General features: G+C 71.4%; 10 protein-coding genes. All 10 read right to left on the reverse strand.

Annotated features, from left to right (window positions below; all coding sequences use genetic code 11):
* Positions 1 to 6: 6 nt before the first annotated feature.
* Entirely contained in the window at positions 7 to 1,959 is a 1,953-nt protein-coding gene (locus ACWD6R_RS32510; RefSeq protein WP_451821989.1) for an alginate lyase family protein, read from the reverse strand.
* The gene (locus ACWD6R_RS32515; protein WP_451821990.1) at positions 1,956 to 4,142 is read right to left on the reverse strand and encodes a bi-domain-containing oxidoreductase; all 2,187 of its coding nucleotides are present in this window, start codon (positions 4,140 to 4,142) and stop codon (positions 1,956 to 1,958) included. Before ACWD6R_RS32515 ends, ACWD6R_RS32510 begins: the two co-directional genes overlap by 4 nt.
* 17 nt (positions 4,143 to 4,159) lie before the next feature.
* The gene (gene asnB, locus ACWD6R_RS32520) at positions 4,160 to 6,094 is read right to left on the reverse strand and encodes an asparagine synthase (glutamine-hydrolyzing) (protein ID WP_451821991.1); all 1,935 of its coding nucleotides are present in this window, start codon (positions 6,092 to 6,094) and stop codon (positions 4,160 to 4,162) included.
* A 3-nt stretch (positions 6,095 to 6,097) separates the two neighbouring features.
* Entirely contained in the window at positions 6,098 to 7,618 is a 1,521-nt protein-coding gene (locus tag ACWD6R_RS32525) for a Wzz/FepE/Etk N-terminal domain-containing protein (protein WP_451821992.1), read from the reverse strand.
* On the reverse strand, positions 7,615 to 9,015 hold the full coding sequence (locus tag ACWD6R_RS32530) for a Wzz/FepE/Etk N-terminal domain-containing protein (RefSeq protein ID WP_451821993.1): 1,401 nt from the start codon (positions 9,013 to 9,015) through the stop codon (positions 7,615 to 7,617). Before ACWD6R_RS32530 ends, ACWD6R_RS32525 begins: the two co-directional genes overlap by 4 nt.
* On the reverse strand, positions 9,012 to 10,277 hold the full coding sequence (locus tag ACWD6R_RS32535; protein WP_451821994.1) for a glycosyltransferase family 4 protein: 1,266 nt from the start codon (positions 10,275 to 10,277) through the stop codon (positions 9,012 to 9,014). The genes ACWD6R_RS32530 and ACWD6R_RS32535 overlap by 4 nt, the downstream gene beginning before the upstream one ends.
* Complete coding sequence (locus ACWD6R_RS32540; RefSeq protein WP_451821995.1) at positions 10,267 to 11,586, reverse strand: nucleotide sugar dehydrogenase; 1,320 nt, start codon at positions 11,584 to 11,586, stop codon at positions 10,267 to 10,269. Before ACWD6R_RS32540 ends, ACWD6R_RS32535 begins: the two co-directional genes overlap by 11 nt.
* A gap of 73 nt (positions 11,587 to 11,659) precedes the next feature.
* Positions 11,660 to 13,138, reverse strand: a complete 1,479-nt coding sequence (locus ACWD6R_RS32545; protein WP_451821996.1) for a sugar transferase — start codon at positions 13,136 to 13,138, stop codon at positions 11,660 to 11,662.
* Between the two features lie 661 nt (positions 13,139 to 13,799).
* Positions 13,800 to 15,050 (reverse strand): GAF domain-containing protein, encoded by a 1,251-nt coding sequence (locus ACWD6R_RS32550; protein WP_451821997.1) that lies wholly within the window; start codon positions 15,048 to 15,050, stop codon positions 13,800 to 13,802.
* A gap of 97 nt (positions 15,051 to 15,147) precedes the next feature.
* The gene (locus tag ACWD6R_RS32555) at positions 15,148 to 15,738 is read right to left on the reverse strand and encodes an N-acetylmuramoyl-L-alanine amidase (protein ID WP_451821998.1); all 591 of its coding nucleotides are present in this window, start codon (positions 15,736 to 15,738) and stop codon (positions 15,148 to 15,150) included.
* Positions 15,739 to 15,888 lie beyond the last annotated feature (150 nt).

Raw genomic sequence — 15,888 nt, forward strand, 5'->3', positions numbered from 1 at the left:
GCCCCCCTAGCCGCGGAACCTGAGTACGGTGGTGAACCCCTCCGCGCCGTCGGCGACGCCGGTGCCGACCAGCGTTGTGGTGGGTTCCTTGCGCCCGAAGCCGGTGGAGTACCAGCCCAGCGGCGGGTCACTCTCGCCGCGATGCGCCCGCCAGCACAGCTGCCCGGGCAGGTCGAGCGCCGCGGAGCGGTCCTCGCCGTCCCGGGTCCAGGTGAGCATCGCCCGGTTCCCCACCAGGTCCGCGGCGATCGCCGGGCCGAGGTGGAACGCCAGACGCACGGCCCGGCGCGGGCCGCGCACCTCGTCGACCACCCTCAGCTCCTGGCTCGCGGCCGTCAGCTCCACCCGGCGGCTGTGCACGGAGCGCTGGTAACCGTCGTGCTCGGCGCACCATCGGGCCGTCCCCCCATCGGAGGCGTCGGATGCGTCCGCGACCAGGACGCGGCTGCGGGCATGTCGGGTCCACAGGAACGGGCCGCCGGAGACGGACTGGTCACCGCCATCCAGTTGCAGGGTGTTGTGGCCGAGGGTCGACCGGAAGTACTGCCGCCACTCGGGCTGCCCGTGGTAGCAGAACGTCCCCGGGTCGGCGAGCACGTCGACCCCGTCGTGCCGGACCTCCACGGACAGCGCGTCCGCGTGAGCATGCGCGGCGATGGACAGGAATCCGTGCGGACCACCGTCGCAGCGGCACCAGATCTCCGCCGGACCACGCAGGATGGTCATGCCCGCGTCGGCGAAATGGGCCGGCCGGCTCGCCGGGCGGGACACGGCCGGTGCGGTGGGCCGGATGAGCGCGGCCAGCAGCGGGGTGCGCACATCGGTGCCGGTCACCGCCGGCCACCAGTCGAGCCGACCGAACACGGCGTCCCCGGTGGCCAGCAGCGAGGCCCAGCGGTCGGTGCCCGCGCCGTCCACGACCAGACCGTGCCCGTCGTCCGCGTCCCCCTGGCGCGGCGGCCGTAGCCGGCTGTCCACGATGGCCGCGAGCGCGTCGGTCATCCGCAGCAGCACCAGCCGGATCGACGCGGGGACCGGCCTGCCTGCGGCATCCGCCTCGGCCACCGCGGCCAGGCCGAGCTCCAGCACCAGTCCGTGATACTCGGTGGCCAGCTCGCGGTTGAGGCCGGAGTGGAAGGTGTTGCTGCGAAGCTGCCGCTCCAGCGACCGCAGCGCGTCGGCCCGCCAGCGCGCCGAGGAGGGGAACCACCCGAACGCGCAGGCTGCGGCGAACTGCCCGGCGGTCTCGGCGATGACGTGGTTGTTCGCCGAGGACCCGCGGCTGGGGAAGGCGGCCAGCCAGCGCTGGTGGTGCCAGATCTGGTGGACCGCCACCGGATTGTCCTCGAACAGCCCGGCCACGCCCGGCCAGCCGTCGAGCAGCCGGCGGATCCACACCCAGGACAGCAGCCGGATGCCCAGCTCGATGCCGCTGGTCCAGTGCACCCCGCGCAGCGGCGGGTTGGCCGCCCACCACGACCGCAGGTGCTCGGCCACTCGCTCGGCGTACCGCTCGTCCCCGGTGATCGCATAGGCGGCGGCGAGCACGGTGAGGTACTGATGCCGGGACAGCTCCCAGATCTGCTTGATGTCCCCGACCGCGTCCTCGTTCCGATACGGCACGTCGAAGGCGTAGCCCTGCGGAGCCCGGCGCCCGGTCTTCGGGTCGTACCACCAGTCCGGGTCGGCCAGGTCGTCCCGCTCGACGCCGAAGAACTCGGCGTGCCCGGCCATCAGCCGGTCCGCCTCGGCGACGAGACGCTTCGCCGCGTCGGGTGCCACCGCGTCGACCGCCCCCGCGGGCAGCGACGCGGTGAACCGGGCGCCGGTCACGTCCGGGCAGTCCGGCGGCGCCGACCGCCACCGCCGTCTGCGCACCGTGTCGCCCGCCCGGCCGCCGACCTCCCGCGGTCTCATCCGGGAAAGGCGCCGCAGGTACCAGCCCGCGCTCATGGTCATCGAGCCCTCGCCAACGTCACCGGCGCGCCGCCGGCCAGGCCGGCCTGCACGGCGAGGGTGGCCGCTGTGGTGGCGGCCAGCGACTCCAGCGGCACCGGCATCGGCCCGCCGGTCCGCACGGCCTTGATGAACGCGGCCAGTTCGGCGGACTGGCCCTTGTCCCGGGCCTTGGGCAGCCGCGAACTGACCCACCGCTTGCGGCCGTACACCGAGGCACGGACGAAGTCGTCGAGCCGCAGCACCTTGCCGTCCGCGACCAGGTCCAGCGTCTCCTTGGGGAAGCCGGCCGCGCCGGTGGTGACGTAGCTGATGGTGGCGGTGGACCCGTCCGGGTAGCGCAGCACGACCTGCAGATCCTCGTTGCCGGACGTGGCGACCGCGTACACCGAGACCGGGTCGGCCTCGAGCAGCCAGCTCGCCGTGTCGATGAAGTGTCCGCCCTCGCCGGCGAACCGCGAGCCCTCGGCGCCCTGTTGGAGGTACCAGCTGCCGTGCGCCAGCCGGCCCGCGTTGACCAGGTAGCGAAGGCTCGCCGGACCGGTCCGGGCGCCGAACCGCTTCCTGGCCTCCTGCAACAGCGGTGCGAACCGGCGGTTGAAGCCCACCTGCAGCCGGTCGTTGCCGGACTCCTCCACCGCCGCGAGCACGCCGGTCAGCTCGTCCTCGGTGAGGGCCAGGGGCTTCTCCACGAACACCGTCTTGCCGGCCAGCAGCGCCCTTCGGGTCAGTTCGGCGTGTGAGCTGTGCCGGGTGACCACGAACACCGCGTCGATGGACTTGTCGCCGAGCACGGCGTCGAGATCGGTGGTCGCCTCGGCGAAGCCGAACTTCCGCTGCGCGTTGGCCGCGGACAGGGCCGTCGTGGTGACGACCGTGGACAACTCGACGCCGTCGCGCTGTGCCAGGTGCGGCAGCAGCATCGACGTCGCGTAGTTTCCCGCGCCGACGAACGCCAGCCGCACCGGCACCTTGGCAGACCGGCCCGAGGTGGACACTCCGCCGCCGGGTCGCTTCACCGCGGGCACGGCCACCGCCGGGGCCTTGGCCTCGGCCGCGTGCTCGGGGTACCGGAACAGCACGGCCACGGCCTTCAGGTCGCCGTCCTTCAGGCTCTGGTACGTCTCGACGGCGTCATCGAAGTCGGCGATGTGGGAGACCAAGGGCTCCACGTCGACGCTGCCGCGGGCGACGAGGTCGAGGAAGCACGCCAGGTTGCGGCGCTCGGTCCAGCGCACGTAACCGATCGGGTAGTCCCGCCCCTCCAGCTCGTACTCCGGGTCGTAGCGCCCGGGGCCGTAACTGCGGGAGAACCGGACGTCGAGCTCCTTCTCGTAGTACGCGTTCCACGGCAGGTCCAGGCGGCACTTGCCGATGTCGACGACCCGGCCGCGGTCCCGGCTCATCCTGGCGGCCAGCTCGACGGGCTGGTTGCTGCCGCCGCCGCCGGCGGCCAGGTACACCTGGTCCACGCCATGACCGCCGGTGAGTTCGGCGACGACGGCTTCCACGGCCGAGGAGGCGGGATCGCCGCAGGCCGCAGCACCCAGGCGCTCGGCGAGCTCGCAGCGCACCGGGTCGGGGTCGACCCCGACGACGCGGACTCCCGAGGCGGCCAGCAGCTGCACCATCAGCTGCCCGATCAGCCCGAGGCCGATGACCAGCGCCACTTCGCCGAGCTGTGACTCGCCCTGGCGGACGCCCTGCAACGCGATCGACCCGACGGTGCCGAAGGCCGCGTGCCGCGGCGCGAGGCCGTCCGGCACCCGGGCGTAGAGGTTCTTCGGCACCCAGTTCAGCTCAGCATGCAACGCGTGCTCATTGCCGGCGCAGGCCACGAGGTCACCGACCGCCACGTCGTCGATCCCGGTGCCGACCTGCTCGACCACCCCGCACAGCGAGTAGCCCAGCGGCGTGTAGGAGTCCAGCTTGCCCATCACCTTGCGGTAAGTGGCGGGCACCCCGTTGGTGGCCACGCTCTGCACGACCTTGGCCACCTGGTCCGGCCGGGAGCGGGCCTTGCCCAGCATCGACATGCCGGCCTCGGACACCTTCATGAGCTCGGTCCCGGTGGAAATCAGCGAGTAGGCGGTCCGGACCAGCACACCGCCCGGCTTGCACCCCGGCACCGGCACGTCGAGCACCGCCAGCTCGCCACTCTTGTAGTTCTGCACAACCTGTTTCACCCGAAGTCCTCTTGTCTCTACGCCGTCAAGGGCAAGCTCTGGCCGGCCCCGGAGGTCGCGCCGCGATACCAGTACTCGAGGGTCAGCACATGCCACAGATGCTTGGAGAAGTCCCGCTGCCCGGCGGCGTCCTCGGCGACCATGCGCACCAGTGCGTCGCGGCGCAGGAGCCCTGAACGGACGAGCTCGCCGTCGTTCACCACCTCGCGCACCAGCGGTGCCAGATCCCGGCTCATCCAGGCGCGCAGCGGGGCGCTGAACAGGCCCTTGGGCCGGTACACGATCTCCCTGGGCAGGATCGAGCCGGCCGCCTCCTTGAGGACGGCCTTGCCCTGACGTCCGACGATCTTGCGATCGCCGGGTACGGCGAACGCCGCCTTGACCACCTCGACGTCCACATACGGCACCCGCACCTCCATCGACGCGGCCATGCTCGACCGGTCCGTGTAAGCGAGGTTCAGGCCCGGCAGGAACATCCGGGCGTCGCCCAGGCACATGCGGTTGACGAAGTCGTCGAGGTCGTTGTCCTCGTAGACGTCCGCGTGCTCGGTCAGCACGTCCTCGACCGTCCCGGCCAGGTCCGGATCGAGAAGGGCGAGCAGCTCGTCCTGGTCGTACATGGTGTAGCTGCGCCGGAACGCAGTCTCCTCCGGCAGATCGGCGAAGGAGAGGAACCGCTTCGCGAAGCGCACCGACCGGTACCCCCGGCGGGCCGTGGCGACCGGCAGCCGGTCCACGGCCACGGACAGGCCGCGCCGCAGCGGCCGCGGGACGCGCTGATAGCGCAGCGCGATCAGGTTGGCCAGGTGCTTGCGGTACCCCGCGAACAGCTCGTCGGCGCCCATCCCCGAGAGCATCACCTTGACCCCGGCCTCCCGGGCGGCCGAGCAGATCAGGAACGTGTTGATCGCGGCGGGGTCGCCGATCGGCTCGTCCAGGTGGTACGTCATCTGCGGCAGCAGATCGAGCACATTCGGAGCGATCTCGATCTCATGCAGATCGACGCCGAACCGCTCGGCCACCCGCCGGGCATAGCGCAGGTCGTCCGGCATCGCCTCGAACCTGGCGTCCTCGGCGCGGAACCCGATCGTGTAAGCGGAGATCCCGGGCCGGTCGCGGGCCGCCAGCGCGGTCAGCCAGCTGGAGTCAAGACCGCCGGAGAGGAAGGTCGCCACCGGTACGTCGGAGAGCAGGTGACGCCGGGTCGACTCCTCGACGATGGCGGCGACATCCGGCTGCTCGCCGCTCCGGGCCCGCTCCTGGGCCTCGGCGGCGACGTCCTTCAGGTGCCAGTACCGGCCGCGCTCCACCCGGCCGTCGGGTCGGCACCGGAGCCAGCTCCCCGGCGGCAGCTTCTCCGCTTCGCGGAACGCGCACCGTGAGTCCGGCACCCAGTAGTACAGCAGCGAGGCCACCAGCGCCGCATGGTCCACCTGCAGCGACCCGCCGGTCACGGCGGCGAGCGCCTTGAGCTCGGAGGCGAACACCAGCCCCTCGCCGCGCCGGAGCAGGAACAGCGGCTTGATGCCGAGCTGGTCGCGGGCGAGCACCAGATCACCGGTTCGCTCGTCGAAGATCCCGAACGCGAACATGCCGCGCAGCCGGGGCAGGCAGTCCGTACCCCAGCGCCGCCAGGCCTCCAGCAGCACCTCGGTGTCGGAGGTACCGCGGAAGCGCACCCCGGCGGCTGCCAGCTCGGCTCGCAGCTCGGGCGCGTTGTACAGCTCGCCGTTGTACGTCAGGGCGAGGCCGCCCGAGACCATCGGCTGGGCGCCGGTCTCGGACAGGTCGATGATGGCCAGTCGGCGGTGCCCGAGGTGCACTTCGCCGTCACCGACGGGGTGGCTGTACCGGCCCGCCCCGTCCGGACCGCGGTGGGCGAGGGTATCGGTGAGCCGGTCGGCCACGGCCTTCCCGTCCGGCCACCGGTAAGCGCCTGCGATGCCACACATGTCCTACCGCACCTCCTGGTCGCTGTCCGGGACCCGTGCCGCCCACATCGGCAGCCGCTCCGTCCGCCGCCGGCCCGGCCCGTTCTGTCGGGCCGACCGCTCGTTCTGGCCGCGCAGCGCGGTGTGCAGCCCGTCCCACAGCGTGCCGTCGGTCCGGTCACGCGGATCGGGGTCGATCAGCACCACACCGATCACCGGAATGCGCTGGTCCGCGAGCTGCCGCGCCACGGTGTGCAGCCATGCGGCGCTGCCGTGCCCGGCACGCACCACGAGCACGGTCTGAGTGCCGAGATACTGGAGATCGGTCCACGCCGTGCCGGGCGCCACCGAGCCGACGCCGACCCGGCGCTCCTGATGCGACACGGCCGCGGCACGCTCGCCGCTGACCACGGTCGGGTCTCCTGGTTTCGGGCGGCGGCCCGCGAGCTGCGGGCCGGGCAGACCATCGATGATGACCACGGGCCCCTCCGCCACCAGTGCCCTGGCGAGGTCCAGCGCGATCACGCTCGTGCTGCGCGCACAGCCCAGTTCCAGCAGCGACACCGGTTCCGCGGAGCCGCGCACGGTGCGGGCCAGGGACGCGGTGAGCCGTTCGCGTGCCGCCCGGATCCGTCGGCGCCGCCACAGCCTGCCCGACCGGCGGGGCAGCTCCGCGATGACCGAGGCGCCGAGGTTCGCCGCGATCTCCCGGCGCAGCACGGGGCGGTCCGCCACCACCGTGCCGACCGCTGCCACCGCGAGCCCGAGGACGAGCCCGAGGACGAGCCCGACCGCGGCGTTGGTGGCAGCGGCCGTGGGCAGGGAGTGCCGCACCGCGCGCGGGGCGTCCACGACCTGTGTGCCGGCGATGAGCTGCGGAGTGCCGATGCGTGCCTCCGCGGCGCGCTGGCCGAAGTCGGTGATCCGCGAGGTGAGTTCGGCCCGGCGGGCGAAGAGCGACTCCAGGTCGGACGACGCCGTCGGCCCACTCTCCGGCGATCCGTTTCCGATGGCCTTGTTGACCTTGGCGAGATCGTCCCGCATTCGGTCACGCTGGTCGAGCAGGGCCTTGGACTCGGCGTCCGCGGCCGCCCGGATCCGCTTCACATGGTCCGCGACGAACGCATCGGCCAGCGCCTTGGCGCGGGCCACCGCTTCCGCGTCGCTGTCACCTGTCACCGTGATCTGCAGCAGGTTGTTGGTCAAGCCGATACCCCCGTAGTCCCGCATGAAGTCCTCTGGTTTTTCAGGGGAGTCGAGGGAATGCAGGGCCTTGTCGGCGATCAGCGTGGTCTGCAGCAGCGCGACGTCGGTGCGGATCAGCGTTCCGGGGTCGTTCGGCTGGTCCTCCTGATGCGCGACCAGCACCTTGGTCACCGCGGTCGGCGGCGGCGGCAGCAGGACCGCCACCGCCGCGCCGACGAGCAGGCCCAGCAGCGCCACGGAGCACCAGAAGCGGCGCCGCCTTCGCACCGCCACCACCAGCGCCTGCAGGTCCAGCAGCGGAGCCGCGGCCGACGACTCCGAAGATGTACTCGTCGTCACCTTGAACCTCCCGTTGCGTCGCCGCCAACCGCGAGCGCCGGCACGGCGGCATCCCATGGATGGCCGGCGGACCGCGTCGAACTGACCCGGACCGTGCCGGCGAGGACGATGCCGACGATCTCGTGCTCGGCGTCCGCACACGCCTCGGCGATGCCGGCGAGCTCCCCTGCGGTCCAGCTGCCCGCGCTGAGCACGATCAGGACGCCGGACTCGTTGTCGCGGTCCGGGACCATCGGCTGGGACACCGAAACCCCCACCACCCGCAGCATGGGGTATCCCCTGCTCGAAGAGCTTGGGGAAGGATCGCTCTCGGCCTCGGCGACGAGCTGCCCGGCGGCCCGGCGGGCGATCTCGTCGCCGTCCGGGACGACAACCAGCAGCCGCCGGGGGGCCGGCAGCTCGTCCCGGAGGCGGGCGCACACCCGCCGGTAGCGGATCTGCCTGCTGGCCTCGTCGCCGGACGCCTGCGGGGTCGGTACGTCCCACCGGATGTCGACGCCCAGCAGCCGGCGGATCCGGGCCCGCGGGCCACGGCCTTCCGGCCGGCGCGCGGGCCGTTCAACAGGTACGTCGACGGTACCCAGCAGCGCCGAGCCCAGCGCCGCGGCGATCTCCGGTTGGGCGCGCAGTCGGCGACTCATCCGTGCGGCGGTGAGATGGCCGATGACCGCGAGCAGGAAGAACAGCAGCGCCCCGGCGACGATGAGCTGGATCCTCGTCGGCGGTGCCTCGCCAGCCGGCCGGGCCGCCGGTCCCATGACGACCATGTTGACCTTGGTGGCGGTGGGGTCGGCCTGGTCCAGCTTGCCGATGGCCTCCTGGAGCGTGGTGCGCAGCTTCTCGAGCTCGGTGCGGGACTGCACGCTCTCCACGGTCTGCCCCGGATCGGCCGCATCGGCCAGCTCGGTGATGCGTAGGTTGGTCTCCGCCACCTGCTTCCGCAGCGCCTCGGTCCCCGACGCCGCGTCGGAGTCGGTGCTGCCGCCTGCGATCCGCGCGGCGTAGCTGACGAACTGCTGGGCCATCCGGTCGGAGAGCTGCTGCGCGCGCTTGGGGGTGTCGGCCGTGCCCGAGATCTTGATGATGTTCCCGTCAGCGGCCTTGGCGCTCACTCGGTCCCGCAGGTCGGCGCCGCTGACGCCCTGCCAGCCGAGCGTGGCGGCCGCGCGGTCGGCCACCGAGGAACTGGTCGCGATGTCCACCTGGGTCAGCAGCTCGCGCTCTTCCCACTGCCCAGGCAACAGTACCGATGCCGACGCCGTGTATCGCGGCGGAAACAGCAGCACCGAGGCACCGTAGCCGACGAGCGCACCCACCACGGTGAGGACGGCGAGAAGCCGCCAGCGCCGGCGGAGAATCCGCCCGATAGTGACCAGGCGGATCGTGTCATCGTTCAACGCCGCGTCCTCTTCCCTGTTCGGACCGTCTTGCCCGCCGACACCGGGGCGTGGTCACGGCAGGCAGCGGCGTAGGCGGCGAGCAGCGACGCTTGCGAGTTCCGCCAGGAGAGCGGCCCGCTGATGCGCTCCTGGCCGATCTTGCCCATCCAGGCCCGCTTCTCCGGATCGTCCAGCAGCAGCGCGATGAGCCTGGCGAACTCGGCCTCGTCGTTGGCGGGCGCGTAGACGGCGGCCTCACCGGCGGAGACTCGCGCCTCCCGGAGGTCGAACGAGACGAGCGGCCGGCCCATCACCATGTACTCCAGGACCTTGTTCATGGTCGACACGTCGTTGAGCGGATTGTGCGGGTCGGGGGAGAGGCACACGTCCGCGGTGGACAGGTAGCGCACCAGATCGGCGTCCGGAATGCGCCCGGTGAACTGCACCTGCTCCGAGAGCCCGAGCCGCCGGGACAGCTCCACCATCGCGTCGAAGGTGTCGCCGGCGCCGACGAACACCGCATGCCAGTCGGTCCGCCCGAGTTCGTCGCGCAGCTTCGCGAGGGCCCGCAATGCGTAGTCGACGCCGTCCTGCGGGCCCATGACACCGAGGTAACACAGCAGATGAGGCTTGCCGCGCTTCAGCTCAGGCTCGGGCGGTACGGGGTGGAACCGGTCGATGTCGGGCGCGCTGCGCACCACGAAGACGTCCTCCGGCCGCCGGCCGCCACGGCGCACCGCGACGTCCCGGTAGCTCTCGTTGGTGGCGAGCACGACGTCCGCGGCCCGGTAGGTCAGCCGTTCCAGCGCGCACACGCCGCGGTAGAGCAGATCCTCGCCGCGGCCGAACCGGGAGAGGTACAGCTCGGGCACCAGGTCGTGCTGGTCGAAGACGAACCGCGCGCCGCGCCGCTTCAGCCACAGTGCCGGCAGGAACAGCAGGTCGGGCGGGTTGCAGGCGTGGACCACGTCGACCGGGCCGACCTTCCGGGCCAGCCGGACCGTATGCCACAACGCCGATCCGTACTCCCGCAGGTAGCCGGCCGGCCCTCCGGTGGCCGCGCGCAACGGGTAGCGGTGGATCCGCACCCCGTCGATCTCCGCCTCCGGCTCCGTGTCCCGCTTTTCCCCCCGGGGACAGATGACGTGCACCTTCCAGCCCGCGTCGCGCAGCGTCGTGCACTCCTGCCACACCCGCCGGTCGAACGGCACCGACAGGTTCTCCACCAGGATCAGCGCGCGCCGGTCCGCCCGGTCGCCGCTGGTTGCGTCACCAAACAAGGCCCATGTACCCCGGTTCGGCCCGGCGCGCCTCGGCGTCGGGAAGGTGGATGAGGTCGACAATCACCGGGCCGTCGGCGCCATGGGGCAGCGCCGACAGCACGGCCGGATCCCTGGTCCCGACCAGGCACACCTCGGCGTGCTCAAGCACCTCGCCGACGGAATCCGCGAGCAGCTGCGCGAGGTGCGGCAGCCGGGTCTCGATGTACTCGCGGTTCGCGCCGATCAGCCGGGAGAGACTCACGTTGGCGTCGTAGATCCGCAGGTCGTAACCCTTGCCGAAGAGCCTCTCGGCCAGCTCGACGAGCGGGCTCTCGCGGAGGTCGTCGGTGCCGGGTTTGAAGGACAACCCGAACAGGCCCACCCGGCGCTTGCCGGTGCGCTCGACCAGCTCCACCGCGCGCTGCAGATGGTCGGAGTTGGAGGGCAGCACGTGGGCGAGGATGGGCACCGAGACGTCGGCCCGCTGCGCCGCGTGGACCAGGCTGCGCAGGTCCTTGGGCAGGCAGGAGCCACCGAAGGCGAAGCCGGGCCGCAGGTAGGCGGGGCTGATGTTCAGCTTGCGGTCGGCCAGGAACAAGTCCATCACCTGGTGCGAGTCCACCCCGAGCGCCTGGCACACCGCGCCCAGCTCGTTCGCGAAGCCGATCTTGAGGCCGTGGAACGCGTTGTCCGCATATTTGATCGCCTCGGCCGTCGGGACCGGCACCCGGAACACCTCGCCGGGCAAGCCGTCGTACAGCGCCATCACCGCATCGCCGCTTGCCGGGTCGAGCTCGCCGATGACGGTCTTGGGCGGGTCGAAGAAGTCCCGCACGCTCGTGCCCTCGCGCAGGAACTCCGGGTTGACCGCGACCCCGATGTCCACCCCGGCCGTGCCGCCGACGTACTTCTCCAGGATCGGTACCAGCAGGTTCAGGCAGGTGCCCGGGAGCATGGTGCTGCGGAACACGACGGTGTGCCGCCCACCCCGCTCGGCCAGCGCGGCGCCGATCTGCTCGGTGACCCGCTCCAAGTACGTGGTGCACAGGCTCCCGTTGGGCTCCGACGGCGTGCCCACGCAGACCAGCGACACCTCGCTGCCCATGATCGCCTCGCGGACGTCGCCGGTAGCGCGTAACGCTCCGGTCCGCACGACCTCGGCGATGAGCTCGCCGATCCGCTCCTCGACCACCGGGGCCTTGCCGTCGTTGACCAGGTCGACCTTCACCTGGTTCACGTCCACCCCGATGACCTCGTGACCCATGCTGGCCAGGCACGCGGCCGACACACAGCCCACGTAGCCGAGCCCGAAAACGCTGACCCTCATGACCCGTTCCTCCCCCCAGGCAGGCCCTCCCGGCCTGCGGTCCGCACGCCGGCCGGACGACGACCCCCGCGCATCAGTAGGCCCCCTGCCCATAGAGCACCGCACGCAGCGTCTTCCACAAGATCACTGTGTCCAGGGCGAGCGACCAGTCCTCCACGTACCGCAGATCCAGCCGGACCGCCTCCTCCCACGCCAGGTCGCTGCGTCCGCTGATCTGCCACAGGCCGGTGAGTCCGGGCTTGACCAGCAGCCGCCGCCGGATGTCCGGGCCGTACGCAGCGAACTCCCCCGGCAACGGAGGCCGCGGACCGACGAGCGACATCGATCCGGTGAGCACGTTGAACAGCTGCGGGAGCTCGTCCATCGAGTACCGGCGCAGCACTGCTCCCACCCGGGTCACCCGCGGATCCCGGCGGAGCTTGAACAGCAGGCCGGCGCCCTCGTTGCGGTCGGCCAGCTCGGCACGTGCCCCGTCAGCCCCGGCGACCATGGTGCGGAACTTGAGAATGGTGAACTCGCGGCTGTCCTTGCCGACCCTGCGCTGGCGGTAGAACGCCCCACCCCGACTGTCCACCAGCACGAGCAGCCCGACGAGCACCATCAGCGGCGCGAACAGCATCAGCAGGATCGCCGCGCCCATCCGGTCGACGACCCCTTTGACCGCCCGGCGGCCCCCGGTGAAGGTCGGCATGCTGACCCGCAGCAGCGGGATCCCGAGCACCGCGTCGATGCGCAGCCGCGGGCCGGCCACCTCCATCAGCACGGGGGCCACGACCATCTCGGCGTCGCTGCCTTCGAGGTTCCAAGCCAGCCGCTGCAGCCGGTCCGGTGACCAGTGCGGGTCCGGTGTGACCGCGACGACACGGTAGCCGTCGCGGCGGACGTGGCCCGCGACGTCCGCCAGTCGGCCGACGACCGGCACTCCGTCCAGTTGGTCACCGTCGAGCCCGAGACCGTCCGTCGTGCACACCGCATCCACCCGCCAGCCGAGGTGCGGGAACTTGCGGGTTCGGGTGACCAGGTCGCGCACGGTGGCCAGGCTCCCGGCAGCGAGCACCGGTCGCAGGCACCGTCCTTCCTTCCGCTGTTTGTGCAGCCAGAGGCGCAGCAGATACCGCTCCGTCATGGTGATGAGCGCGATCGCGGGGATCGCGACGAAGATCCAGAGCTTGATGTTGCGCGAGGTGAGGGCGATCCCGCCGAGCGCCAGTACGACGGTCGCCGCGAACAGTGAGCGTCCGAGCCGGCGGAATTCCTCGGCGCCCTGGCCGAGCACGGCCGGAGCCCACGACCGGCTCACCGCAAGCGCCCCCAGCACCAGCAGCTCGGTGCCGAATGCGAGAATTCCCCACTTCTCATGCCAGTTGGCCGCGTCCCGGGCCCCGAAGAAGTTGCCGATCGCCGCCACCACGAAGGCGGTGGCCACGGTATCGCTGGTGATCACGGCACGGCGGTACCGCTGCTCCCATTCGATCGCGGGCTGGCTGATCGCGCCGTTCGCCAGACGCTCGCGCGCCGACGAAAACGGGCTGACTAGTCCCCCTTGCCGCACAGAACCCCCCAGGTCCCCAGTGGCTCGACGTGTTCGCCCAACACTGTTCCTCCTCCCGGGAGGCCCACGCCCCCCGCACTGTTCCTCCCCTCGGGAGGCCCACGCCGGCCGCATGACATCCCGGCTAGGCCCGGACCGTGCGGCCCGAGCGTTGATCGGTCCCGGCGTGAAGCCGAGAGCGCGCACTTTAGCCCAATCGCCCTATTTGCGGCAGACGCCTCGATGCGTGTTGCGAAATGCAGACATTTCCGTCACGCACGCATGCACTTGGCACGCATTCAACTACCCGGGCGCCCGTCAATCACTGACCACTGCACCCACCCGTTCGATACCGGCACACCCGGCACAGCGCGCGCCACGTCAACCCGCGCGCACCACGGCTCACCCCTGCGTGACCGGCACGGAATTCTGTAACAACCGTCGCCCACCCGGCCTCGAACGGGCCTTCTGCTACCCGGAGAAAGGAGAAAGGGGGTTCTACCTCCCTGCCGCCACCGACGGCCGCCGATCATTGCGCGGCGGACACAACGGTGGTTCAGTGGAAGCTGAAGTTATGAATCGGGGTTCAGAACATCATGGCCTACCGCCCCACCGCCCGTACCGAGGCGACCCGGCTCGCGCATCGCACGTTGCAACCTCGTTGCGCCGGACAGCAGAGGTGTCAGCCCTGTTCGGCGTCGAGCGTGCGGGCCCTTGCCAGCAGCGCCGGCCGCTGCCCGGGGGATGCCGCCGCGGCGAGCGCCTGCCACACCGGCAGGTCGTCCTCGCCCCAGGGGCTGTACGCCCAGTCCGCCAGCAGTCCCGGGTCGCCGCGTGCGATCAGCGAGGCGCGCAGCTGATCGTCGAGACGGCGCCGCAGTCGGACGACGGACGGTGCCTGCGAGCCCGGCAGCAGCGGCCCCGCGTACGCGCTGAGCGCCGCCGCCAACGCACCGGACGCCAGTCTGCGCGCCACGCCGTCGAAGTCGGCGTCGACCGGGGCGGCGAACCGGTAGGGGCGGGAAAGCAGCAGTTCGGGGCCAAGCAGCCTTCGCAGCCGGGAGAGTTCGGCCCGCAGCGTCACCGGGGTCACCGACTCGTCCTCGTACAGCTCGACGAGCAGTTCGTCGCCGCCGAGGCCCTCCGGGTGACGGGCGAGTGCCACCAGGATCTCGCTGTGCCGCCTGCTGAGCCGGATCTTGCGGCCGCTCGCGACGAGCAGCGCCTCGTCCCGGCCGAGCGCGCTCAGCTGTACGGACTCCCCGGCTGGTTCGGGTGCGAGCAGGGCGAGCTGGGACTCGGCGGCGCGCGCCACCGCCTGGACGAACGCCAGGCTGTGCGGATGGGCGAGCCGGTTGCCGCCGGTGATGTCGACGGCGCCCAGCACCCGTCCCGTGTGTGGGTCGGGCAGCGGCGCCGCGGCGCAGGTCCACTGCTGGACCGGGCGCAGGAAGTGCTCGGCGGCGAACACCTGGACCGGACGGTCCACGGCGATAGCCGTCCCCGGCGCGTTCGTCCCGGCCACGGACTCGGACCAGCGGGCACCCTCCACGAAGTTCATCCGGTCGGCGCGTCGGCGGGTCGTCGCGTGCCCTTCGACCCAGAGCAGTCGGCCGTGCGCGTCGCACACCGCGAGAAGATGTTCGCCGTCCGTCGCGTACGCACCCATCAGTTCACGGATCACCGGCATGGCGCGGGCGAGGGGATGGCCCTCACGGTACGGTCCGAGTTCGTCCGGGTCCAGCTCGACCAGGGCCGCACCGTCCGGGCTGACCCGGGCCCGCGCGGAGCGCCGCCACGACTCGCCGACCACGGAGCGTACCGGCCGTTCCAGCCGTCCCGCGGTGGTGAACACCTCGTATGCGTGGCGCAGTTCGCCGAGCCGTTCGCCGGGGTCCGTTTCGGCGGTCAGCGCCACCCAGGGGTCCGTCAACTCCTCTCCCGTCCGGGGGACTCGTGCACCCCCATCGTCGTCGCAGCCGGGCTCTGCGACAACCTCGGTGCGGAGAGTCATCGGACCCGCCGCGGGGTCAGCCGGTGCTGTAGAGGTTGACGAGGCGGATGTAGCGCACCCAGTCCCAGTTGGGGCCGGGATCGGTGTGGTCGGTGCCCGGGACCTGGGCGTGACCGAGAATGTGCGCGCGATCCTTGGGGATGCCGTAGCGGTCGCAGACAGACGCGGTCAGCAGAGCGGACTGCTCGTACAAGGCGTTGGTGAAGTACGTCGGCTGGTCGACCCAGCCCTCGTGCTCGATGCCGACGCTGTGGGTGTTGTAGTCCCAATTGCCCGCATGCCAGGCGATGTTCTGCTCCCGTACGCACTGCGCGACGTACCCGTCCGCCGAGCGCACCACATAGTGCGCGGAGACCTGCTTCGCCGGATTCTGGAAGATGCCGATCGTGTCCGAGAAGGTCGACTGCGTGACATGGATGATCACGTACTGCACCTGATAGGCCGAAGGGCGGTTCGAAGCGGTGTAGTTGGACGTGGACGCGGGCGCCCAGTGCGCCGGCGGGTAGTCGGTGCTGCCCGACGCCGACGCCATGGCGCGGGTGGAAGCCGGCAGCAGAGCCGCCGCGGCGGTCGCCGCAGCGCTCTGAAGAATCCTTCTGCGGTGCATCAAAGCTCCTGTGGGGGGAGAGGGAGGGAAATACGGGAGACGGTGTACGGGGTCAGACCCGAATCCGTAGGTAGTGGCCGATGCTCCGTCAGGTGACGGGGCTTCGGTCGTTTCGGGCTGGTGAGCGAGGTGGGGGCAGGCCGGTGGCCC

The organism is Streptomyces sp. NPDC005151, assembly GCF_053599875.1.